This is a genomic window from Flavobacterium notoginsengisoli, from assembly GCF_042686225.1.
Classification (GTDB): Bacteria; Bacteroidota; Bacteroidia; order Flavobacteriales; family Flavobacteriaceae; genus Flavobacterium; species Flavobacterium notoginsengisoli.
The window spans coordinates 179623-201673 of the sequence record NZ_JBHUOT010000008.1 but is presented as its reverse complement, the minus strand read 5'-3'; the positions used below and the strand labels follow the sequence as shown (position 1 = coordinate 201673).

At 32.2% G+C, this 22051-nt stretch carries 15 protein-coding genes; 4 read left to right on the top strand and 11 right to left on the bottom strand.

Annotated features, from left to right (window positions below; genetic code table 11):
* Positions 1-9: 9 nt before the first annotated feature.
* Positions 10-1368 (bottom strand): sensor histidine kinase, encoded by a 1359-nt coding sequence (locus tag ACFS3A_RS18185; RefSeq protein ID WP_379826992.1) that lies wholly within the window; start codon positions 1366-1368, stop codon positions 10-12.
* Positions 1369-1749: 381 nt separating this feature from the next.
* On the opposite strand from ACFS3A_RS18185, the gene ACFS3A_RS18180 reads away from it, so the two are divergent.
* Positions 1750-3867 carry a TonB-dependent receptor domain-containing protein gene (locus ACFS3A_RS18180; RefSeq protein ID WP_379826991.1) on the top strand — a complete coding sequence of 706 codons (2118 nt, stop codon included), beginning with the start codon at positions 1750-1752 and terminating at the stop codon, positions 3865-3867.
* A gap of 84 nt (positions 3868-3951) precedes the next feature.
* On the opposite strand, the gene ACFS3A_RS18175 is transcribed toward ACFS3A_RS18180, so the two are convergent.
* Positions 3952-4557: an RsmD family RNA methyltransferase gene (locus ACFS3A_RS18175; protein ID WP_379826990.1), complete on the bottom strand. Its 606-nt coding sequence runs from the start codon at positions 4555-4557 to the stop codon at positions 3952-3954.
* On the bottom strand, positions 4554-5375 hold the full coding sequence (locus ACFS3A_RS18170; protein WP_379826989.1) for a DUF3822 family protein: 822 nt from the start codon (positions 5373-5375) through the stop codon (positions 4554-4556). Before ACFS3A_RS18170 ends, ACFS3A_RS18175 begins: the two co-directional genes overlap by 4 nt.
* 368 nt (positions 5376-5743) lie before the next feature.
* Here ACFS3A_RS18170 and ACFS3A_RS18165 point away from each other — a divergent pair, with 368 nt between their 5' ends.
* Both ACFS3A_RS18165 and kdsB read left to right on the top strand, forming a co-directional pair.
* A complete protein-coding gene (locus ACFS3A_RS18165; protein ID WP_379826988.1) occupies positions 5744-7153 on the top strand; it encodes an ATP-dependent DNA helicase in 1410 nt (469 codons plus the stop codon).
* Between the two features lie 150 nt (positions 7154-7303).
* Positions 7304-8038, top strand: coding sequence for a 3-deoxy-manno-octulosonate cytidylyltransferase (kdsB, locus tag ACFS3A_RS18160; protein ID WP_379826987.1), 735 nt, complete (start codon positions 7304-7306; stop codon positions 8036-8038).
* 185 nt (positions 8039-8223) lie between these two features.
* Here kdsB and ACFS3A_RS18155 read toward each other — a convergent pair whose 3' ends face one another.
* The 7 genes from ACFS3A_RS18155 to ACFS3A_RS18125 all read right to left on the bottom strand — a co-directional run bounded on the left by ACFS3A_RS18155 (position 8224) and on the right by ACFS3A_RS18125 (position 19530).
* Positions 8224-10638, bottom strand: a complete 2415-nt coding sequence (locus ACFS3A_RS18155) for an alpha-ketoacid dehydrogenase subunit alpha/beta (RefSeq protein WP_379826986.1) — start codon at positions 10636-10638, stop codon at positions 8224-8226.
* Between the two features lie 188 nt (positions 10639-10826).
* Complete coding sequence (locus ACFS3A_RS18150) at positions 10827-13577, bottom strand: aminopeptidase (RefSeq protein WP_379826985.1); 2751 nt, start codon at positions 13575-13577, stop codon at positions 10827-10829.
* 300 nt (positions 13578-13877) lie between these two features.
* Complete coding sequence (locus tag ACFS3A_RS18145) at positions 13878-14606, bottom strand: LOG family protein (RefSeq protein ID WP_379826984.1); 729 nt, start codon at positions 14604-14606, stop codon at positions 13878-13880.
* A 414-nt stretch (positions 14607-15020) separates the two neighbouring features.
* Complete coding sequence (locus ACFS3A_RS18140) at positions 15021-15929, bottom strand: hypothetical protein (RefSeq protein ID WP_379826982.1); 909 nt, start codon at positions 15927-15929, stop codon at positions 15021-15023.
* A gap of 100 nt (positions 15930-16029) precedes the next feature.
* Positions 16030-18861, bottom strand: a complete 2832-nt coding sequence (uvrA, locus tag ACFS3A_RS18135; RefSeq protein WP_379826981.1) for an excinuclease ABC subunit UvrA — start codon at positions 18859-18861, stop codon at positions 16030-16032.
* Positions 18862-18993: 132 nt separating this feature from the next.
* On the bottom strand, positions 18994-19155 hold the full coding sequence (locus tag ACFS3A_RS18130) for a hypothetical protein (protein ID WP_379826980.1): 162 nt from the start codon (positions 19153-19155) through the stop codon (positions 18994-18996).
* Positions 19156-19314: 159 nt separating this feature from the next.
* Positions 19315-19530: a hypothetical protein gene (locus ACFS3A_RS18125; protein WP_379826979.1), complete on the bottom strand. Its 216-nt coding sequence runs from the start codon at positions 19528-19530 to the stop codon at positions 19315-19317.
* 115 nt (positions 19531-19645) lie between these two features.
* Between ACFS3A_RS18125 and ACFS3A_RS18120 the strand changes: the two genes are divergently transcribed.
* Entirely contained in the window at positions 19646-20566 is a 921-nt protein-coding gene (locus ACFS3A_RS18120) for a helix-turn-helix transcriptional regulator (protein WP_379826978.1), read from the top strand.
* 90 nt (positions 20567-20656) lie between these two features.
* Here the strand turns inward: ACFS3A_RS18120 and ACFS3A_RS18115 are convergent, their stop codons facing one another.
* The gene (locus tag ACFS3A_RS18115; RefSeq protein WP_379826977.1) at positions 20657-21721 is read right to left on the bottom strand and encodes a GTPase; all 1065 of its coding nucleotides are present in this window, start codon (positions 21719-21721) and stop codon (positions 20657-20659) included.
* Between the last annotated feature and the right edge of the window lie 330 nt (positions 21722-22051).

The following is a 22051-nucleotide window of genomic DNA, read 5'->3' as shown; positions in this document are numbered from 1 at the left end:
ATAAAGGATTTAAACTTTTAATAAAATAATAAACTCAGTTCCTTTTCCTAAATCGCTCATAACGCTAACAGAACCCTGATGCGCTTTTACAATTTGAGCGACGTAATACAAGCCTAAACCTAAGCCTTTTGTGTTGTGCAGGTTGCCTTGTTCAACACGGTAAAATTTGTCAAAAAGTAGTGATTGTTTGTTTTTTGCGATGCCAATTCCATCATCTTCAATACTTATAGAAAACTGGTTTTCGACAATTTTTGTTTTGATTGTGATGATGCGGGATCCATATTTTACGGCATTTTCCAAAACATTTAAAAAAGCGGTCGTAAGATGAAATTTATCTAAAACTAAAATTGTTTTCTGTGTTTGAAAATCGGTTTTAAGATTGATTTTCGGAAACGTAATTTTAAAATCATTGATAATAGAAAGCAGGAAATCTTCGGTTTCGATTTTTTCTTTCTGTAATTCCAGTTCATTTTCTGCCAGTGAATTGGCCATAACCTGATCAATTAAATTCTGTAAACGATTATTCTGACGTGAAATCGTATTAACTATCGCATTGAAATTTTCGTCGTTATCACGAATGTTTTTTTGCTCTAAAATCTTTGTTGAAATTCCTAAAGTAGCTAAAGGCGTTTTCAGTTCGTGTGTGATATTATTGATGAAATCGGTTTTAACATCGCTCACTTTCTTTTGCTTAATCAAAGCTTTTAAAGCAATGACAAAAAGCGTTATTAAAGTGAGAATCGATAATAAAGAAAGGATCAGAATAAAAGTCATTCTTTGTAAAATAATCATTTCCCAATCGATAACCGAGACGTACATAGAATCTTCTGTCAGTAATTTATAATTCTGATTTTCAAAAGTCCCGTTTGTAATGCCGACATAACTTCTAACCAAAAAAGCCTGATGTAAAGAATTCAGATTTCCATAAAGTTTGTTTTCAATGAATGGTTTTTCAGAAAAAATGGTATCGTTTTTTTTGGCGTTTTGATACAGGATAAATTTGTTCAGAACAATAGCAAAATCAATTTTGAAATAAGGTAAATCTTTTTCAAACTTTCGCTGAATTTGTTGTGTTACGGCACTTTGATATTCATTTTTCAAAACACCAATTTTAATATCCTGTTTGGTGTTTTTTCCTTTGATGTAATTTTCAGATAAGCTTTTGTAAAGTGCTTCTTTTTTAGCCACTAATTCTGAATCAATATCACTGTAATTATTTGTGATCTTGCCAATTTCATTTTTAATCTGTGTATGAAACTGCGCCACTTTGTATTCGTAAGCCGTTTTTACCAAATAACATTGCACTGTCATAAGCACAATAAGTGCGATTACAGAAAACGTAATTAGTAAATTGATTCTTTGTTTCATTTTTTATTTGAAATTATGATACACAGATAATTTCTCTCTCGCAGATTTAGCAAATTTGGCAGATTTTTTTTATCTCCAAAATCAGCTCAATCTGCGGGAGCTTTTTCTTTGTTTCATTTTTGTTTGAAAATATATTACGCAGATATTTTTTTTCTCGCAGATTTAGCAAATTGAGCAGATTTTTTTATCTCCAAAATCAGCTAAATCTGCAGGAGCTTTTTAAAATCAGTTTAATACGTAAATCAGCATGCTAATTTTCTGTTTCAAAAATAATGCTTTTAATGCATAAAAAGCCCGTTAACTCAGCATTAACCTTCAATTAACTTTCGCAATAGGTTTTTCAGAGCATTTTTGCAACGTTATAAACCAAAATCCTATAAAATGAATATCTATTTGCCGTTAAAACTTTTAATTGCATTATTGCTTTTCTGTCTTTCATTTGTTGCTAATGCGCAAAATGAAACATCAAAAGACTCTATTTCTAATGAGGAATTAAAAGAAGTTGTCATCGCTCAAAACAAAAAGACTTTTACCAATACGAATGGAAATATAAAAGTAGATGTTGCTAACTCGGTTTACAATTCAATTCCAAATCCGGTCGATTTGCTTTCGAAACTTCCTAATGTACAAGTTAGTGCAGATCGTGAAAGTATTTCGATTGTAGGCAAGGGAAATCCGCTTATTTACATCGATAATCAGAAGGTGGGAATGAACGATTTGAATGCGCTGTCTGTTGATGATATTAAAACAATAGAGATTATTCAGAATCCGTCTTCAAAATATGAAGCTGAAGGTCGTGCGGTGATTTTGATTACACGAAAATTAAGCAGAAAAGACGGATTTAAAACTAATGTTTCTGAAACCGCTTCTTTCAAAAAGAATTACAATAATTATTTAGGTTTTAATTCAAGTTTTAAAAAGAATAAACTGGAATGGAAAGCCAATTTTAATTTCAATAAATTAAATCCTTGGGAAAATCACAGCATTGCGTATCAGATTCCGCAAGCCAAAATTGTTTCAGATTATGATGTTACGGCTGTTACTTACAGAAAGGAATATGTTTTTGGAGGAGGAATGTTTTATAAAATTAATGAAGAAGATTATTTCTCTGTCAATATAAACGGTAAGAGACGCAGTGATACTTTCGATATCAACACTTTTACTTTTAACAAAAATCAAAACGAAGAAAATAACGTTTATACTTTCAGCGATAATTCGAGTTCAAAGAATTTTATTAATTCGTTTGTCAATTATTCAAAGAAAATAAAAGCTATCGATACCAAGTTGTTTGTTGGTTTTCAGGGTTCCAATTTCAATCAGCATTTGTGGAGTCTAGTGCAGAATAATTTCAATGAAACAGAACTGGAATTGTCGCAAAATCGCAATCAAAAGTTTAATGTCGATGTTTTTTCCGGAAGAATTGATTTAGAAAAAAAGTTTAAAAATGAATGGAACTGGGAATACGGAGGATTATATTCAAGTGCCAAATCGAAATCGGATTATGATGTTTTGGATTATGATAAAAATGAAAATACAACTTTCGATTATAATTTTAAAGAAGCTAATTCTGCTTTATATACGCAGCTTTCAGGAAAAATTAAAAAAATTAATTTCTCAGTTGGACTCAGACTTGAAAACACGAATGTCAGCGGAAAATACAGTACAGATAATGCTTTTCTAATTGATAAAAACTATACTAATCTTTTTCCGAAAGCTCAGTTTTCATTCGCAATCGACAGTACTAAAAATTTAAGCGTAGATTATGCTAAAAGTATTTCAAGACCTAATTATTCTTCTTTGAGTATGATTGCGACTTATATCAATCCGTATTTTATTTATGGAAGCAATATCAATTTGGGACCGACTTTTACAGATGTGGTTTCGACTGTTTTTCAATATCATGACAAATCAGTAAAGCTAACTTTGTATCAAAACAAAAATCCTACTTACCAGGATTTTGCATTTGATGATCAGAACAATGTTTTGACTTTTACGGAGAAAAACTTTCAAAAAGAATCCGGTTATAATATCGAATTTACATTGCCTTTTACTTATAAATTTTGGACAAATATGAATTCTTTAATTTTTGCAACTAATAAAATTGAAGATGAATCGGCCGTATTTAATTCTTCGAAAACCTATTTGTATTACTATTCCAACAATACATTCAAGCTGCCAAAAGATTTTACTTTTGTTTTGTCTTTTTGGGGTGCGACCAAACAAAGAGAAGGTGTTTTTGAACGAAATGCAAAACTGATTTTTGATCTGTCGTTGGCTAAAGCTTTTGGTAAAAACTGGACTTGTACTCTAAATTACAATGATATTTTTAGGAATACTATTTATTCAGAACGTTTTACAATCAATAATATAAGTTCAAGAGCCAGATATTTGGTTGATGCCAACGAATTTTCGATTACGCTCCGTTATTCTTTTGGGAAAATAAAAGAAAGTGAATTTAAAGAAAAGAGCGTGAATGAGAATGAAAGTCGAATCAGATAAAGAATATAAATTCCAAAAAAAAGTCCCAAATTCCAATTGTCAAATTGGAATTTGGGACTTTAAATATTTAAATATTAATTCAGACTATCCTTCGTCTTCTTCAACAATTTTTAATGGAGATTCACCCGGAAGTTCTTCATCGTCGTCTGTAGAATGCAGTTCAAAGAAGCTAAAAAACGAACCTCCATAACTTTTTTGAAATGAAAAATTACTTAAATGTTCCATTTTAGTATACTTCGAATGTTCGATAATCATCATTCCATCTTCTTCTAACAAGCCTTTTTCAAAGACAGTTAAAACAATCTTTTCAAAAGTGGCCTGATCCAATCCGTATGGTGGATCTGCAAAAATGATATCGTAAGTCGTTTTAGCATTATCTAAAAACTTGAAAACGTCACTTTTAGTGGCTGCAATATCAAAATCAAATTCTGATGAAACTTGTTTAATGAATTTTACGCATCCAAAATCGCCGTCTACAGACGTAATTGGGGCGCTTCCGCGTGAAGCGAATTCAAAACTGATATTACCGGTTCCTGAAAATAAATCCAAAACCTTTAAGCTGTCAAAATTGAAATGATTATTCAAAACATTAAACAATGCTTCTTTACTCATATCAGTCGTTGGTCTTACAGGCAGATTTTTTGGCGGATTAATTCGGCGCCCTTTGTATTTTCCTGAAATGATTCTCATGATTGAAATAAGATATAATGTTTTTGATTTTGAGCGGTTGTAAAGCTGTTTTTTTCCTTAACCGTGGTAACGTCCAGAAAGGAAATATGACGAATATATTTATATGCAATTTCGTAAAACGGGTCACTTTCTGTAATAGTTCCTAATAATTCTAATTTAAAACTTTCAGGATTCATACTCAATTGTTCTGCGGTAAACAAAATGTAATAAATAAAATCTTCCGGTGTCTGATATTCAAAAGAATTGAATAAAAGTAACTTCTGATTTTGAACTACAATAATTTCGAAATTCCCGGAATTAAAATTAACAACCATTTTTTTATCGTCATTATTACGGGAGTTGTCCAGAATTTTTTCGACTAGAATACTGTTGGCGTGTTTGTAGTTAAAAGACCCCACATTATCAATTAGGAAATTGTTTATATTCACATATGGAATATAAACGGTATTCATTTGATAATTTGGAATTCGGTCGAAAGTAAAAAAGTCGGTTTCAAACACTTTTGTAGTGTATTGCAAATAACTTCCTAAGTAATTTTCGTCAAACAAAGCCGTTGGTACAAAAGTCGAAAGATTGTTGGTGTGAATAACCATTACATCATCATAACTCTCTTTTAATTCAGGATTGTTTTTGAAAGCATTGCTGAACAGATCTTCAATTTTAGCTGTTTTGCCTGAAGTATCAAACTGAATTTCTTTAAACGAAGTAATAAAGTTATTTAAAGTATCAAAACAGCAATATGAAAATCCACTCAGGGAAACCTGAATAGAAAGTTTTTTGTAATTTTTTGAAGTAATGTTAGTGTTTTGTAATGACATAGTTGATTTACAATTCGTTACCTGTTTTAAATCAAGAAAGAATTTAAGCGACCACAAACTTACAAATAAAAAAAATAACAATGTCAATTTCAATATCAATGAAAAAGACTTAATTGAGATGCAATTTCAAAATTTAATATTACAAGAAAGTTAGCAGAATATTATCATTTTGTTTATTATGAGCTGTTTAAGATTGTAAATAAATTTAAGTTTTAGAAATCACTTCTAATTTTGAGATTAAAATTGTTTTTTGCCATTGCCATTGAATTTTGCACTTCCTATTGAAATTGATTTTTGCTATTGCTATTGATTTTTGAAATTTGAATTTGCCATTTAAAAAAGCGACCTTTGCGCCTCAAATTTTCCTTATGAATTCAGCACTCTTTTATAGTATTTTACAAAAACGATTTCCTTTTGCACCAACACTCAAACAGGATATCTTTTTTCAAAAAATCGCTATTTTTTTAACCGAACCACAAAACGACACTATTTTCGTTTTGAAAGGATATGCCGGAACAGGAAAAACGACAGTGATCTCCACAATTGTAAATAATTTAGGAGACATCAATAAGAAATATGTTTTGCTGGCGCCAACAGGACGTGCGGCCAAAGTAATTTCTAATTATTCGAATACAGCTGCTTTTACAATTCATAAAAAAATATATTTCCCTAAAAAATCATCGGGTGGAGGAGTGGCTTTTACGAAACAAGTCAACAAACACAAAAACACTATTTTTATAGTCGATGAGGCTTCGATGATTTCAGATAGTACTCTGGACAGCGGTTCGCTTTTAGACGATTTAATCAATTATGTGTATTCTGGACAAAACTGTAAAATGATTCTTTTGGGAGATACAGCGCAGTTACCTCCTGTGAATTTAGATGTTAGTCCGGCTTTGGATATTGATACTCTTGGTTTTCATTACAGTAAAGAAATCGAACATATCGAACTCGATGAGGTAATGCGTCAGGAAGAAAGTTCCGGGATTTTGTATAATGCTACAGAATTACGTGAATTATTAAAAGAAAGTTTTATTACGGAGTTCCGATTTAATGTAAAGAAATTTAAAGATATTGTTCGATTAACGGATGGTTACGATATTCAGGATGCTATCAATATGGCGTACAGCAATTATAGTATTGAAGACACAGCATTTATTGTTCGTTCCAACAAAAGAGCGAATCAATACAATGAACAGATTCGAAGCCGAATTTTATTTAAAGAAAGTGAACTTTCTGTCGGTGATTTTTTAATGGTTGTAAAGAATAATTATTTCTGGCTCAAAGAAACCGATGAAGCCGGATTTATTGCCAACGGAGATATTATTGAAGTTTTAGAATTATTCGGAATCAGAGAATTGTACGGATTTACTTTTGCTAAAGTAAAAATCAGAATGGTGGATTATCCCAACCAAAAACCTTTTGAAACCGTCTTGATTTTAGATACTTTAAAAAGCGAATCTCCTTCTTTAACTTACGAAGAATCAAATCGTTTGTATGAAGAAGTAATGAAGGATTATGAAGATGAAACTACAAAATACAAGAGATTTCAAAAGGTAAAAGAAAACGAATATTTTAACGGATTGCAGGTTAAATTCTCTTACGCAATCACTTGTCATAAATCGCAGGGTGGACAATGGAACACCGTTTTTGTAGAACAGCCGTATCTACCAGACGGAATCGACCGAGATTACATCAGATGGCTTTATACAGCAATGACGCGTGCTAAAAATAAACTATATTTGATAGGCTTCAAAGACGAGAGTTTTGAAGAATAGTTTTTTTAGCCACGAATTTCACGAATTACACTAATTCAAGGCTTTTATAAAAATTTGTGCTAATTCGTGAAATTCGTGGCGAAAGAAAATGTTTTGCAATAATAGCGCAACGACTTATATTTGATTTTTGAGAATAAATAAAAGAATAAAATGAAAATAATAGCGGTAATTCCGGCACGATATGCTTCCACACGTTTTCCTGCAAAGTTAATGCAGGATTTAGGAGGTAAAACAATAATTTTAAGAACGTACGAAGCGGCAGTTTCGACAAAACTATTTGAAGATGTTTTTGTAGTAACCGATTCTGATTTGATTTTTGATGAAATTGTTTCCAACGGCGGAAAAGCGATAATGAGCATCAAGGAACACGAATCCGGAAGCGACCGAATTGCTGAAGCTATTGCAGATCTTGATGTAGATATTGTAGTAAATGTTCAGGGAGACGAACCTTTTACAGAAGCTGAACCTTTAGCACAGGTCTTATCGGTTTTTAAAAATGATCCCGATAAAAAAGTTGATTTGGCTTCGTTAATGCGTGAAATTAAAAATGAAGACGAAATCAATAACCCGAATAATGTTAAAGTGGTCGTAGATCAGTCACAGTTTGCTTTGTACTTTTCCCGTTCTGTAATTCCGTATCCGAGAGAGCAAAATGTTGGGGTGCGATATTTTCAGCACATCGGAATCTATGCTTTTAGAAAACAAGCTTTATTAGACTTTTACAGTCTTCCAATGAAATCTTTGGAAGCTTCGGAAAAGCTGGAACAATTACGTTATTTAGAGTTCGGAAAAAAAATTAAAATGGTCGAAACAACTCATGTTGGAATTGGAATTGATACGGCTGAAGATTTGGAAAGAGCGAGAGCGATGTTGAAAGATATTTGATTAATTGATAACCATTATCCACAATCTTGTCATCCCGAGGAACGAGGGATCTCCGCAAGAAACTCGACAAAGATTACGTAAAGAACTTTGTCAAAGTTTCAAACTTTGACAAAGTTGACAAACATAGAAAACAAAAAAAAGCTCCAAAATTTTGGAGCTTTTTTTATTATATAAAACATTCTAAATTACTGGTATAAAGCAGGATATTTAGAAGGGTTAACTTCGTGCATCATCTCGTAAACTTTCTCGTAGATATCTTCAGCAGAAGGTTTTGAGAAATAATCACCATCAGTTCCATATGCAGGTCTGTGTGCTTTTGCAGCAAGAGTCTGTGGTTTACTGTCTAAATATTTGTAAGCGTCCTGTTCTTCTAAAATCTGCTGTAAAATGAAAGCAGAAGCACCGCCAGGAACATCTTCGTCAATTACTAAAAGACGGTTTGTTTTAGCGATACTTTTTACAATATCCTTGTTAATGTCAAACGGAAGCAAAGATTGAATATCAATAACTTCACAATCAATTCCTTTTTCGGCTAATTCATTAGCCGCTTGTTGTACAAGTCTTAAAGTTGATCCGTAAGAAACTAAAGTGATATCAGCACCTTCTTTTAAAGTTTCTACAACTCCAATAGGTGTTTTAAATTCACCAAAATTCAAAGGTGTTTTTTCTTTTAAACGGTATCCATTCAAACATTCAATGACTAAAGCAGGTTCGTCACATTCTAACAAAGTGTTATAAAAACCGGCCGCTTGTGTCATATCTCTCGGAACCAAAACATGGATTCCGCGGATAGCGTTGATAATCATTCCCATTGGGGAGCCAGAATGCCAGATACCTTCTAAACGGTGTCCACGGGTTCTGATAATTAATGGTGCTTTTTGTTTACCAACAGTTCTATATTGTAATGTAGCTAAATCATCACTCATGATCTGAATAGCATACAATAAATAATCTAAGTATTGAATTTCAGCAATTGGACGCAAGCCTCTCAATGCCATTCCAATTCCTTGGCCTATTATGGTAGCTTCACGAATTCCAACGTCAGCAACGCGAAGTTCTCCGTATTTTTCCTGCATTCCTTCCAAACCTTGATTTACGTCTCCGATGTTTCCAACATCTTCCCCAAAAATTAAAGTTTCCGGATATTTGGCAAATATGGCATCAAAATTATCGCGAAGAATCATTCTTCCGTCTAGATCTGGTTTTGCATTTTCACCATATTCAGGAAGTACTTTTTCTACAGAAAATACATTTTGAGGAGATTCAGAATGTAAGTTACTGCTGAATTTTTCCTGAGTTTCACTTAAGAATGTTTTAATCCAGTTCGACAAAATAACCTTGCTGTTTGGAACTTCAATAAAACGAAGAATTTTTCTGGCGTAAACTAATAATTCTTTCTTTAAAGGCGCTTTGATTGCACTTAGTTCAGAAATTAATTTCTTAATTCTGTCTTTGTGATTAACGCTTGCTTCTGCAATTTGCCCTAATAATTCTAAAAGATTTTTTTGCTCCTCAATAATTGGATTAATGAACGAATTCCAGGCCTCTTTTTTAGCTTCCAAAACCTCTTTCTTCAATTCAAAATCAAGTTCTGCCAGTTCTTCAGGAGATGCAATGTTAATAGCGATCATCCATAAACGCATTTGACGGATACAGTCAAAATCTTTTTCCCAAGCAAGTCTCTCAGCACTTTTGTAACGTTCGTGAGAACCAGAAGTAGAGTGTCCTTGTGGTTGAGTTAACTCGTTCACGTGAATTAAAACCGGTATATGTTCTTCGCGTGCAATTGCTCCGGCTCTTTCATAAGTCGAAACCAATTCGGCATAATCCCAGCCTTTTACTCTAAAGATTTCATAACCTTTAGCATCTTCATCGCGTTGATATCCTTTTAAGATCTCAGAGATATTTTCTTTTGTAGTTTGGTGTTTAGCGTGAACAGAAATTCCGTATTCATCATCCCAAACACTCATTACCATTGGCACTTGTAAAACTCCTGCAGCGTTTATTGTTTCAAAAAACAAACCTTCAGAAGTACTTGCGTTACCAATTGTTCCCCAAGCCACTTCGTTCCCATTTACAGAAAACTTGTCTTTGCTTGTAATTCCGTCAACATTTCTATAAATTTTAGAAGCCTGTGCTAATCCCAATAATCTTGGCATTTGTCCTGCAGTTGGCGATATATCTGAGCTTGAGTTTTTTTGTTTCGTTAAATCTTTCCAGGAACCGTCTTCGTTTAAACTGTGCGTTACAAAGTGTCCGCCCATTTGTCTTCCTGCAGACATTGGATCATAATCTAAATCGGTATGACCATATAAACCTGCAAAGAACTGTTTAGCGTCTAATTCGCCAATAGCCATCATAAAAGTCTGATCGCGATAGTATCCAGAACGGAAATCCCCATTTTTAAAAGCTTTAGCCATTGCCAGCTGCGGAACTTCTTTTCCGTCGCCAAAAATTCCAAATTTAGCTTTTCCTGTTAATACTTCTTTTCGACCTAAAAGACTACATTCACGACTGATTACAGCAGTTCTGTAGTCATTCAATACCTCAGTTTTGAAATCTTCAAATGTCAGTGTAGTATTGTTTATTTCTTTTATCATAATCTTGAAGGGTCATGTTTATGTCGCGAAATTACTTAAAAACAATCAATAATCATAATTCTTTAAACTAAATATAATTTAATTATTTGTATTTAAAATCAAAAAACTACGTATTTTTTTTAAGTGATTTTTATGTAAAATTTAACTTTATTGATAATTTCGCAAGTTTTTGTTTAAAATTTATTTGATTAAAACCATTTTCGGGTAAAAAGAGTGACTAATGTTTTTGGTGAGAAAGTGATTATAAATCGTATTTTTTCATTGTATTTCGGCTGTGAAATTTCCCATCCGTTATTAGAATAAACAGGGAAATAAAGTTCAAAGTAGTCCGGAACTAAGTTTAGACGTACTCCGGTATCGTAAGCAAAGTACTCGCTTTGATGTTTATTTTTCATAAAACCAATGTCTCCATATAATTCTACCCAATTCCAAACAGCATAACTGGCATTTAAAGTCGTCATCCATTGATTGGCGTAGGAAGGTTCCAATTGAGACTTAAAACCTCCTTCTGCAATTACATATTGCTGACTGAAAAAACCTGTGCTCTCTGATCTTCCAAAAAGATTATAATCAAATAAATAATCAGTAGGACGGTCTAAACCAAAACTAAAATAATCTGAATTTGTTTTATTATAAACGAAACTTCCGGCAAATAACCTTAAGTTTAGTTTTCGGTTATTTTGAAATAATCTTCTGTATTCAATTTCTCCGGATACTTTTCCAAATCCACTCGAAAATTGTATGTCGGTCATGAAATTAAAATGATCGATTAATTCTGTTTTGGTATTGGAATATCGAGCGTTAAAAATCGAATAATTTGGTTTTGAATTGTCTGTAATGTAAGTACTTGCTTCCCGATTTACAATAACCTGACGGAATAAAAACAATTGTTTGCGATTGTCTCTAAAATCTTTTTCACGGATACGAAACTGGACCATTGGATTTAGTCTTAAATAAGTTGCATCAGGAGCGTAGTGAAAATAATTTTGACTAATAGAATAGCGGACATTGTATAAAGTGCTGTTTCTGTAATATTCGTTCCAAGAAAAAGCTGAGGAACCGGAGAGTGTTCCTGCCTTGATAGAATAAGCTGGATTTATATCAAAATTAAAAGGTTTGTCCAGAATGGTTTTATTGTGAAAACGCATTCCTGGTGTAAAACCATCGTAATAATTGTAAGTAAGCGTCGGAATGTATAAAATCTGATTGTAAAATGGATCTTCTAAATCTTTCGCAAAATTAAATTTAATCGGACGATTGGTAATAACGAGGCTTTTTAATGATTTCCAGTTGTTTCTTTGATTGTATTCCGGAACTTCATTGTCATAGTTTAAAACAATTTTATCTGCATTTTTTCTCTCAAATTCATAAACAGAATCTTTGTTTTTAGGTTCAATCCATTCTTTAAAAACGACTTTGTTTTTTTTAAGTCCGTAAACCGGAATTGGAGCGTAATTTCCAGTTTTGTTTTTAATTGAAAAACTAACACTATCTGTAGTTCTGAAAACATGCGTGAATTTATAATCAATAATTTCTCGGGAATCGATTACGGTATTAAAAAACCAATCTAAATTTTTCGGAGTTTTTTTTATTAATATTTTTTCCAGGTCATAACGATTCGTCTGCTGTATTTTGTTCAGATTGTAAAATTCTTTTACGCTTTCCGGAACAATATCATGATTTAAATAATCATCTAAATAGCTCAGACTTAAACCGGCACGATACTTACTTGCAATTTGCTCATTAAATTTGATCAAAGTATTTTTTGGATCTCCTAATGGCTGATCCAGATTTTTACGTGCCATAAGCATATAATAATAGCTGTACTGCTCGTTAAAAGTCAGATTGGTAATATTATAACTTTTAAAAAGTTTCATGTCCGAAAGTCTTCCCAGCATTTTTTTATCCAGATGATTTTCTTCCATATATTTCATCATGGCATAAATCTGAATTCCGTCATAAACCCAATTGTCTTTTCGGGAATCCATGCGTAAACTGTTCTTGAGATAATTGTTTAAAAATGTTTTTAAAAACTGAATTTCAAACATAAAATCATCTGAAAACGGACTTATAAATGACGGTAGCTGATTTAGTCCATAAAAAGGATTTCGGTCATAATCTGCCTGAGAAACAGTTATTTTTTCGTGCGGATATTTACCAATAAAATTTGTAGCAAAAGAAACTACACGATCAATAATTATTGCTTTCTGAATTTCGTCAATCTTCTTATTTTTTAAATTGGTTTCAACTTCTGTTAAACCATTGTCATAAGTCCTGAAAGAGTTTTGTTTTTCGATATAAAGGCTGAAATCAGTTCTGTTTTTTCCAGAAAAGGAATAAATGCTGTAATCGTTAGGAGAAATATCTTTGGAAACCGAATTTAAATCGGTTGTAATAGCATATTGATTCGGAATTTTGATTTCAACTTCATAATCTGCCGTTGCATTGGCAATATCATCCAGGTTAAAGTTATTGTATTTTATAAACTCATGATTTTCGAAACGTGCGGGACTTAAAAACCAGTTTTTTAAAGCCATACCACCATTTTGATCAAAGCCAAAATGAGTGAATTTGTCATTAGGAATTTTAGCAATATAAGTAAGATGGAGATCAATTTTTTCGCCTGGGAGCAATTTTTGATTTAATCTGACAATAATATAATCTGGATTTTCACTGGTTCTTTCCCATTCAAATGTAGTTGTATTGTTGTCAGTAAGGCTTAAAATAGTTGTTTTTCCTCTGTCGACTGCTTTCGCTAAATGAAAACCTCTATAGAATTCATCTGAAAAACGTCTCGCCAACGGGGTGTTTTTATCTACAAAAGCATGATTCCAGTCGTTTAGAACAACAGAAGTTAAAGTGTCGTTTGAAATATTATGATACGTTAAATCCTGTTTTACATTCAGTGTTTTTAGTTCGAGATTTATCGCCACCTCCATCTTAGAAAGATGTTGTGCTGAAAGTTTTATTGAACTGAATAAAACTAAAACCGTGCAGATAATTTTAAAAAACAATTTCAAGAATGGCGCAAAATTTATCAGATATACTTAAGTTACGTACATAAAGTTACTTCGGATTTTTGTAAAAATAGCATAAAAAAAGCTGTTTAAAAAAACAGCTTTCAATTTTTACGATATTTAATAAAATTTAACCATATAAGTTATGTAAGTGTATTTGAATTACGATACTTCAAGAGCAAACTTACAATTTCTTATATCGCTTATATGGTTTAAGAATATTTAGAAATTCGGACTTAAATCGTATTTCTTGTAGAATTTATCCAAAACATCTACTACTTCATCTTCTGTATCCACAATCTTGAATAAATCTAAATCTTCCGGACTCACAGTATGCATTTTTTCTACTAAAACATTTTTTACCCATTCGATCAAACCAGACCAAAATTCAACACCAACCAGAATAATTGGGAATTTTCCAATTTTCTTAGTCTGAATCAAAGTGATGGCTTCAAACATTTCGTCCAAAGTTCCAAAACCACCAGGCATAACCACAAAACCTTGAGAATATTTGACGAACATTACTTTTCTCACAAAGAAATAATCGAAATTCAGGTTTTTATCGTGATCGATATAAGGATTAAAATGCTGTTCAAAAGGCAGTTCAATATTCAGACCAACCGAAGTTCCGCCTCCTAAATGAGCGCCTTTGTTTCCGGCTTCCATAATTCCGGGACCACCGCCTGTAATTACGCCGTAACCCGCTTTGCTAATTTTATAAGCAATTTTTTCAGCCAATTGATAGTATTTATCATCTGGTTTTGTTCTTGCAGAACCAAAAATAGAAACACATGGACCAATACGTCCCATCGCTTCGTAGCCGTTTACAAATTCAGACATAATTTTAAAAATTGCCCAGCTGTCATTGGTTCTAATTTCATTCCACGTTTTTTGTTTTAAACGGTCCTGAATTACTTTATCTTCATCATTATCAAAATCTTCTAATCTCATTTTAGGTATTTTAATTTATTATGTTATTCTATATTTTTTTATCGTATTTGAAATGAGGAGCTCGTTCCTGCTGTCCGCTATATCTTTTGTTTTGAACCCCAAAACAAAAGGATGCCGCTTCCATCAGGGCTAGGGCAGTTGGTTTCAAATAAATAATTGGTTTAATTGAAAGATCTCTCTTTTAACCTTGAATTTTTCAAAAAAAGCGGACACTAAATTAACTCTTTTTTCCAGAATTGTTATGGAAAACAGTAATTATAATCTAAATCTAATGTTACGATAATGACGAATTTGAGTTTTTCGTTTCATTATCAATGAATTAAATTAGATTCGACATTAATTATGAATTTGAAATAGGATGTTCCGTAATTTCAATAAATGATTTGATTGTCGGCCTTTTATAAAGAAAATTTACTATTTCAAGTTTTCTATTGTAATAGTACGGAACGTATCGCAATAGGTATTTTTAGGAACATTATTTCTTTTACCAGGTTCTATTATTTCATTAAAAGATAATATAACACGATCAATTTCGTCTTTAATGACTTTGTTTGGTGCGATAGAATTTACGTTTACAATTTTTCCTTTATTATTAATTGTAAATCGTGGTCTGAATATGATTTCGCCTCTTAATTCTTGATTGTTTAGTGTTTTTAATGAAATGTTTTTTAGGATGTAATCATATAATTTATCATAAAGACATTTGTTAAGTTGCCAGTATAACGACGCATCTTCACATCCTTTTAGTGTTGGAGGTACATCAACTACAGCAAATTGGCTTGCTTTTACAACAACTTCATTATCTTCTTTAGTAAATAACTGCACACTGATTTTCCCTGATTTATCACTCTCTTTCAATCCCAGTTTTTCTAATGGAAACTTTTTGAAAACTTCAATAATTTTTTTCTCTAATTCTTTGTCCTTCGCATTGATATGGCAGTTTGTTGCTTTCCCCGTTTTACTTAATTCAAAAGTTAATCGAACGCTAAGAGTAGTTTTATTCTTTGAAATTTCTTTATAAAAAGTAGACCATTTAATTGTAGAAAAGTCTATTTTTTTGAGAAGTTTTTTCTCCAGATAAATCTTAAAATGATTTGCTAAATCACTGTTTTCACTTGGCTGAGCCAAAGCCAGGAAGGTATTGATTTCGTTTTTATAATTGTCTTCGAGTTCTTGCTGGCTGTAATAAGGATTATCAGATTGATCTTCCTTTATGTTTTTAATTCGTTCTCGGACAACTTTATTGAGGCTGTCTTTTTGAGACTGAGAATAGGAGTTAAGTGAGAATATCGATATTATAATAAATAATACGGTGGTTTTCATATTTCGCTTTTTTGAAGCTAAAATATAAAATAATTACTGTTAAATTATTGAAATGTGTAAATCTTTGTCAAAGTTTAAAACTTTGACAAAGATGTTGTTTCTACTCTAGTTCTTTTTTCAAAAACTTCGCCGTATAACTTTTTTTATTCTTAGCGATTTCTTCAGGAGTTCCCTTAGCTACTAATTGTCCGCCGCCTTTTCCGCCTTCCGGACCAATATCAATAATATAATCGGCAAGTTTGATGACGTCCATATTATGTTCGATTATCAAAATTGTATTTCCTTTATCCACCAGTTTATTGATGACTTCCATCAAAACGCGAATGTCTTCAAAGTGTAAACCTGTTGTAGGTTCGTCCAGAATGTAAAATGTATTTCCGGTATCTTTTTTTGATAATTCTCCGGCCAGTTTAATACGCTGTGCTTCACCTCCGGAAAGTGTTGTACTTTGTTGTCCAAGCGTAATATAGCCCAAACCAACATCCTGAATCGTTTTGATTTTTCGGTGAATCTTTGGAATGTTCTCAAAAAATGGAACTGCCTCATCAACTGTCATATCCAAAACATCCGAAATAGATTTTCCTTTGTATCTAATTTCCAATGTTTCTCTGTTAAAACGTTTCCCTTGACAGGTTTCGCATTCTACATAAACGTCCGGTAAAAAGTTCATTTCGATGGTTCTTACTCCAGAACCTTCACAAGTTTCACATCGTCCGCCTTTTACGTTAAAACTGAAACGTCCTGCTTTATAACCTCGAATCATACTCTCTGAAGTCATCGTAAAAAGATTTCTAATTTCCGAGAAAACTTCAGTATAAGTTGCCGGATTAGAACGCGGTGTACGCCCAATCGGACTTTGGTCAATATCGATAACTTTATCAATATTTTCTAAACCTTCAATCTTTTTATAAGGCTGTGGTTTCTTTACGCCATTAAAATAATAAGCATTTAAAATAGGATAAAGTGTTTCATTAATCAATGTCGATTTTCCACTTCCCGAGACTCCCGTTACACAGGTCATTTGTCCTAACGGAATCTCAATGGAGACATTTTTTAAGTTATTTCCTGTTGCTCCAGTTAGTTTTAAGAATTTTCCGTTTCCTTTACGTCTTTCTTTCGGAATGTCAAATTTCATTTTACCATTCAGATATTGAGCGGTAATTGTGTTTGATTTTAAAGTTTCTTTTGGAGTTCCTATACTGATAATTTCGCCTCCATATTTTCCGGCTTTCGGACCAATATCAATTACATAATCGGCTGTTTCGATCATGTCTTTATCGTGCTCAACAACAATAACTGAGTTTCCAATATCACGTAATTGTTCTAATGACTGAATCAGTTTTTCATTATCCCTTTGATGTAAACCAATACTCGGTTCATCCAAAATATATAAAACGCCAACCAGTTGAGAACCAATTTGTGTTGCTAATCTGATACGCTGTGCTTCACCGCCGGAAAGTGATTTTGAACTTCGGCTTAAAGCCAGATAATTCAACCCAACATTCATTAAAAAGTTCAAACGGTCTTTGATTTCTTTTACAACCTCAGAAGCAATTAAAAGCTGTTTGTCGGTTAAATGATTGTTTAAATCTAAAAACCAGGTTGTCAGGTCTGAAATATCCATATCACACAATTCAGTGATATTTTTTTCATTAACCCTAAAAAATAAAGCTTCTTTTTTAAGACGGGAACCTTCACAAACCGGGCAAGGAATTTCATCCATAAAATCTTTTGCCCATCGTTTGATACTGGTTGTAGCACTTTCATCATATTGATTTTTGATGAAATTAGAAATTCCTTCAAAATCAATTTTGTATTCTCTGGTTACACCAAGATCTTTTGAGTTGACGGCAAATTTATCTTTTCCGCCATACAAAATCATAGTCATGGCTTCTTCAGGAATCTTCTCGATTGGATCGGTAATTTTAAATCCGAATTTTTCTCCAATAGTTTCTAATTGCTTGAAAATCCAGGAAGATTTATATTCACCAAGCGGAGCAAAACCACCACTTTTTATTGATAATTTCGGGTTTGGGATAATCTTTTTAACATTGATTTCATGCACAGTTCCCAATCCGTTGCAATGCGGACAAGCTCCTTTTGGAGAGTTAAAAGAAAATAAATTCGGTTCCGGATTTTGATAAGAAATTCCAGTTGAAGGACACATCAAATTTCGGCTGAAATAACGAACTTCATTAGAATCCTGGTCTAAAATCATCAGGACATTTTCACCATGATGCATCGCAGTATTGATACTTTCAGCCAATCTTTTCTGATTGTCAGGTGTATCTTCAATCTGCATTCTGTCCACCACAATTTCTATATCGTGTGTTTTGTAACGGTCTAATTTCATTCCGGAAACCAAATCCTGAACTTCGCCATTTACACGGACTTTTAAAAATCCTTGTTTGGTAATTTGCTGGAATAATTCGGCATAATGTCCTTTTCTCGCTTTAATAACCGGAGCCAAAATATTGATTCGTTTTCCTATATAATCCTGAATAATCAGATCTTTAATCTGCTCATCAGAATAGGAAACCATTTTTTCTCCAGTATTGTAACTGTAAGCGTCTGCTCCACGAGCGTACAAAAGCCTAAGGAAATCGTAAATTTCAGTAATCGTTCCAACAGTCGAACGCGGACTTTTGCTGGTTGTTTTTTGTTCAATCGCAATTACTGGCGAAAGTCCGTCAATTTTATCAACATCAGGACGTTCCAATCCACCAAGGAATTGTCTGGCGTATGCCGAAAAAGTTTCAACATAACGACGCTGGCCTTCAGCATAAATGGTGTCAAATGCCAAAGATGATTTTCCTGAACCTGATAAACCGGTAATTACAACCAGTTTTTCACGCGGAATAGAGATGTCTATATTTTTAAGATTATGAACTCTTGCACCAAGAACTTCAATAGTATTGTCTTTTTCTAACATAATTTTGAGCAAAACGCAAAGTTACCACTTTGATTTGTTCTTTTAGTGCTCGATAGCAAAACTTTATGTTACAATTAGTAACAAAAAAACGCTGACTTAGATTGGCCAGCGTTTTTTCAATATTAAAGTTTTTTAGTCTTCCATTCCAATTCCTAATACTTGTAATATCCCGACAATCCACGTGATAGGTTTCCATAATACAATAAAACCAATTAAAGATGAAGTTGAAAAGACAAACCAGAACAAGAAACCTCCCTCATGTGTAAAAACGGGAAAGTATTCGTTTAAAAACATATAAATACCGAATGGTATTGCGGCTAACACAAAAAGTATCCAAACAACACATTTTATGATAAAAACGATAAAATTTAATAATAATTGAAATAACATATTTTAAAGGATTTTAAGACTTGCGTCCGGTTATTTTTTACTTTTTGATAAATGATGATTACATTAGTTTTTTGAATTCTCCACCAAAGTTTCTTCATCTAAAGCGGTTATTAATCCTGTTACTAATAGCGAAAGACCAACACCAATAAGGCCTCCGGTTTGCGGGTTTTTACCAAGATGATTTGCAATAGCTATTCCGGCAGTGGCTCCTGAAGTTATAATGGGAGTTAAATTGCTGAAATCCATTTCTGTGTTTTGTTTTTTGAAAAGATTTTTCATACTACTTATTTTAAATTTAGGCTGTAAAAATATAATTCAGTACTGTCAAATTGTGTCAGTACTAAATAAGGCCACAACGACAGTAATTGTCAGTTTGTTTTTCTATTTTTGAAGTATGAAAAAAGAAAACAAAGAGCAGAAACCTCTTAATTCAACACAGGTAGCACAAACTAGTATTTTGATTGATACCTTAACGAAGAGGCCTTATCAAAAAATAGGACAATTAGTTATCAAGTTAGGTATTACAAAACCTGAAATTAGTGAGCGCACTTTTTATAGACTTATTGATAAATTATTTATTATTTATGGGATAAAAATTACATTTGATCATAAAATTGGGGGTTATTTTATTGACGAAAGAGAAAGTAGTAATACGGAATCTTTTTTAAATCATATTGAAATATTAGCATCAGCTGAGCTTTTTACGTCTAATTTTGAAGATAAAGTAAATCCACTCTCATTAGTTGAATTTGAAACAAAAGCTATAACAGGATCTATTCGCAATTTTAAAATTGTTTTAGAAGCTATTCAAAAAAACTTGCCTATAAGTTTCATTCATGAAAGTTTTTATCATCTTAAAAAAGAAGAATATTTACTTAACCCCTATTTCCTGAAACAGTATCAGAACAGATGGTATGTGGTTGGTGAAACAAAAAAAGGATATCGAACTTTTGGAATTGACAGAATTGAAAATATCAAGTTAGGAACTAAGAAGTTCAAAGAGAAAACTCAAGAAGCAAAAGAGAAATTTAGAAATGTCGTTGGTCTAAATTATGCGGATCATAAATTACAAACAATAAAACTTTCATTTCATATCTCGCAAAAACCTTACGTGCTTTCACTTCCTATACATAATTCTCAAAAAGAAATCAATAAGGATTGTTTAGATACTTTTGATATTGAGTTACGTATTCATCCTAATTTTGAGTTTAACCAACAAATCTTAAAATATGGTAGTCTGGTTAAAGTGATAGAACCAAAATGGCTTGCAGATCAGATTAAGGAGGAGTTGAGAAATGGGTTTGAGAATTACTGAATTAGTTATAAAAGAATAAAGACTTTATTTATGTAAGTCTTTATTCTCTTGGTGAACTTACAATATTATTGAAAGCTGTTGTTAAAAATGTTATGCTTTTGCCTCCTCATTTTCTCTTTTATACATTTCATATTTTTCTTTAAATATTTTACCAACTTCTCCTAGATCGAGGACCATTCCACTTTTGTAATAAGCATTAGATGCCCAGCCAAAAGCATATGTCAATGAGGCAGCAATTGTTGCAGCAATTGCTGAAATTGCAACTTCTAAAAGCTGAGCGCCTGGAATCCAACCGGCTAATTTTAAGGCAGTTATTCCCCATCTAACAATTTGTTTTCCAATGCTACCGGTAACTGTTGCTGCAACAAGAGTCATTATATCTTCTTTTGTAGGCTTAATGTCATAAATATATGCTATTTTAAAGGCTAGACCTGTTTGTAATGCTGACAGTGCTACTATGTCAGAACCTGGAATTGGTAATGCTCCAATTCCAAAAGCTGTAGCAGTTGCAGCATTAATCCACTTTTTTACAGATTGCTCTTTAAATTTAGAAATTTTTAAGAACATTAAATCTTTTCCATTTGTTTCAAGGATTTTGACTATTTCATTATTTAGATTTTCAATACCTTCTCCAGTTTTTGATGAAATTGGAATTGGAAAAATACCAAACTCTTTTTTTACTTGGTTAATTACGTCGGTAACTTCATTTTTCTCTAAAGAATCAATTTTATTTAAAACAATTAATGATTGTTTTCCTAAGGAGGAAATCTCTTCGAAAGCTTTTTTATCGTGCTGAGTAGCTCCAACACCTGCGTTTAAAAAGTATAAAACTATGTCGGCACTATTCGCTACAAAATCAGAAGCTTTTTTACTTACATCAGTATTAATGTCAAATAATCCGGGAGTGTCAGCTATATATACGCCTTTATTTAATTCATAAAGCGAAACTTCTTTAGTCCAGCCTGCATGTGCTTTTACTTCTGTGTAGTCAATTCCAGTTAAAACATTTATTGTTTTTGATTTTCCAGCATTTACGCTACCAATAAGGCTGATAATTAATTTTTGATTGGTAATTTTTTCAAATTCTGCATGTTTTTCATCAAATGATTTTTTGAATGCATCTTCATAACCTTGCTGATCGAACTCTGTTTCCATTTATATTTTATTTTAAAATGTTAATAATTGTTGCAAATTATCTTTTTAAACTGACAATTGTTGTCAGTATTGAATTATTTATAGACATACTATATTTTTTTATAGAATTCATTTTTAGTTGGTCGATTTTGTGTTACTTTTATAAAAGCAATCGCAATAAAAATTTGACATACTTTAAATTTTTATAATTAAAATTCAAAAATAAAATAACCATCGATTTTTGATATTTTAACTTATAAAGGCATCTTTATTTAAAACCAAAATACCTTTTTAGTTTATAAACAAAAAAAGCACCTGTCAAATAACAAGTGCTTTTCAATGAAGATTAAA

Excerpts from the sequence above, each read along its gene's own strand:
- ACFS3A_RS18165 (WP_379826988.1), top strand. The coding sequence starts at position 5,744 with ATGAATTCAGCACTCTTTTATAGTATTTTACAAAAACGATTTCCTTTT.
- ACFS3A_RS18180 (WP_379826991.1), top strand. The coding sequence starts at position 1,750 with ATGAATATCTATTTGCCGTTAAAACTTTTAATTGCATTATTGCTTTTC.
- ACFS3A_RS18155 (WP_379826986.1), bottom strand. The coding sequence starts at position 10,638 with ATGATAAAAGAAATAAACAATACTACACTGACATTTGAAGATTTCAAA.
- ACFS3A_RS18140 (WP_379826982.1), bottom strand. The coding sequence starts at position 15,929 with ATGAAAACCACCGTATTATTTATTATAATATCGATATTCTCACTTAAC.
- ACFS3A_RS18145 (WP_379826984.1), bottom strand. The coding sequence starts at position 14,606 with ATGAGATTAGAAGATTTTGATAATGATGAAGATAAAGTAATTCAGGAC.
- ACFS3A_RS18125 (WP_379826979.1), bottom strand. The coding sequence starts at position 19,530 with ATGAAAAATCTTTTCAAAAAACAAAACACAGAAATGGATTTCAGCAAT.
- ACFS3A_RS18150 (WP_379826985.1), bottom strand. The coding sequence starts at position 13,577 with ATGGAGGTGGCGATAAATCTCGAACTAAAAACACTGAATGTAAAACAG.
- ACFS3A_RS18115 (WP_379826977.1), bottom strand. The coding sequence starts at position 21,721 with ATGGAAACAGAGTTCGATCAGCAAGGTTATGAAGATGCATTCAAAAAA.
- ACFS3A_RS18185 (WP_379826992.1), bottom strand. The coding sequence starts at position 1,368 with ATGAAACAAAGAATCAATTTACTAATTACGTTTTCTGTAATCGCACTT.
- ACFS3A_RS18170 (WP_379826989.1), bottom strand. The coding sequence starts at position 5,375 with ATGTCATTACAAAACACTAACATTACTTCAAAAAATTACAAAAAACTT.
- uvrA (WP_379826981.1), bottom strand. The coding sequence starts at position 18,861 with ATGTTAGAAAAAGACAATACTATTGAAGTTCTTGGTGCAAGAGTTCAT.
- ACFS3A_RS18175 (WP_379826990.1), bottom strand. The coding sequence starts at position 4,557 with ATGAGAATCATTTCAGGAAAATACAAAGGGCGCCGAATTAATCCGCCA.
- ACFS3A_RS18130 (WP_379826980.1), bottom strand. The coding sequence starts at position 19,155 with ATGTTTTTAAACGAATACTTTCCCGTTTTTACACATGAGGGAGGTTTC.
- kdsB (WP_379826987.1), top strand. The coding sequence starts at position 7,304 with ATGAAAATAATAGCGGTAATTCCGGCACGATATGCTTCCACACGTTTT.
- ACFS3A_RS18120 (WP_379826978.1), top strand. The coding sequence starts at position 19,646 with ATGAAAAAAGAAAACAAAGAGCAGAAACCTCTTAATTCAACACAGGTA.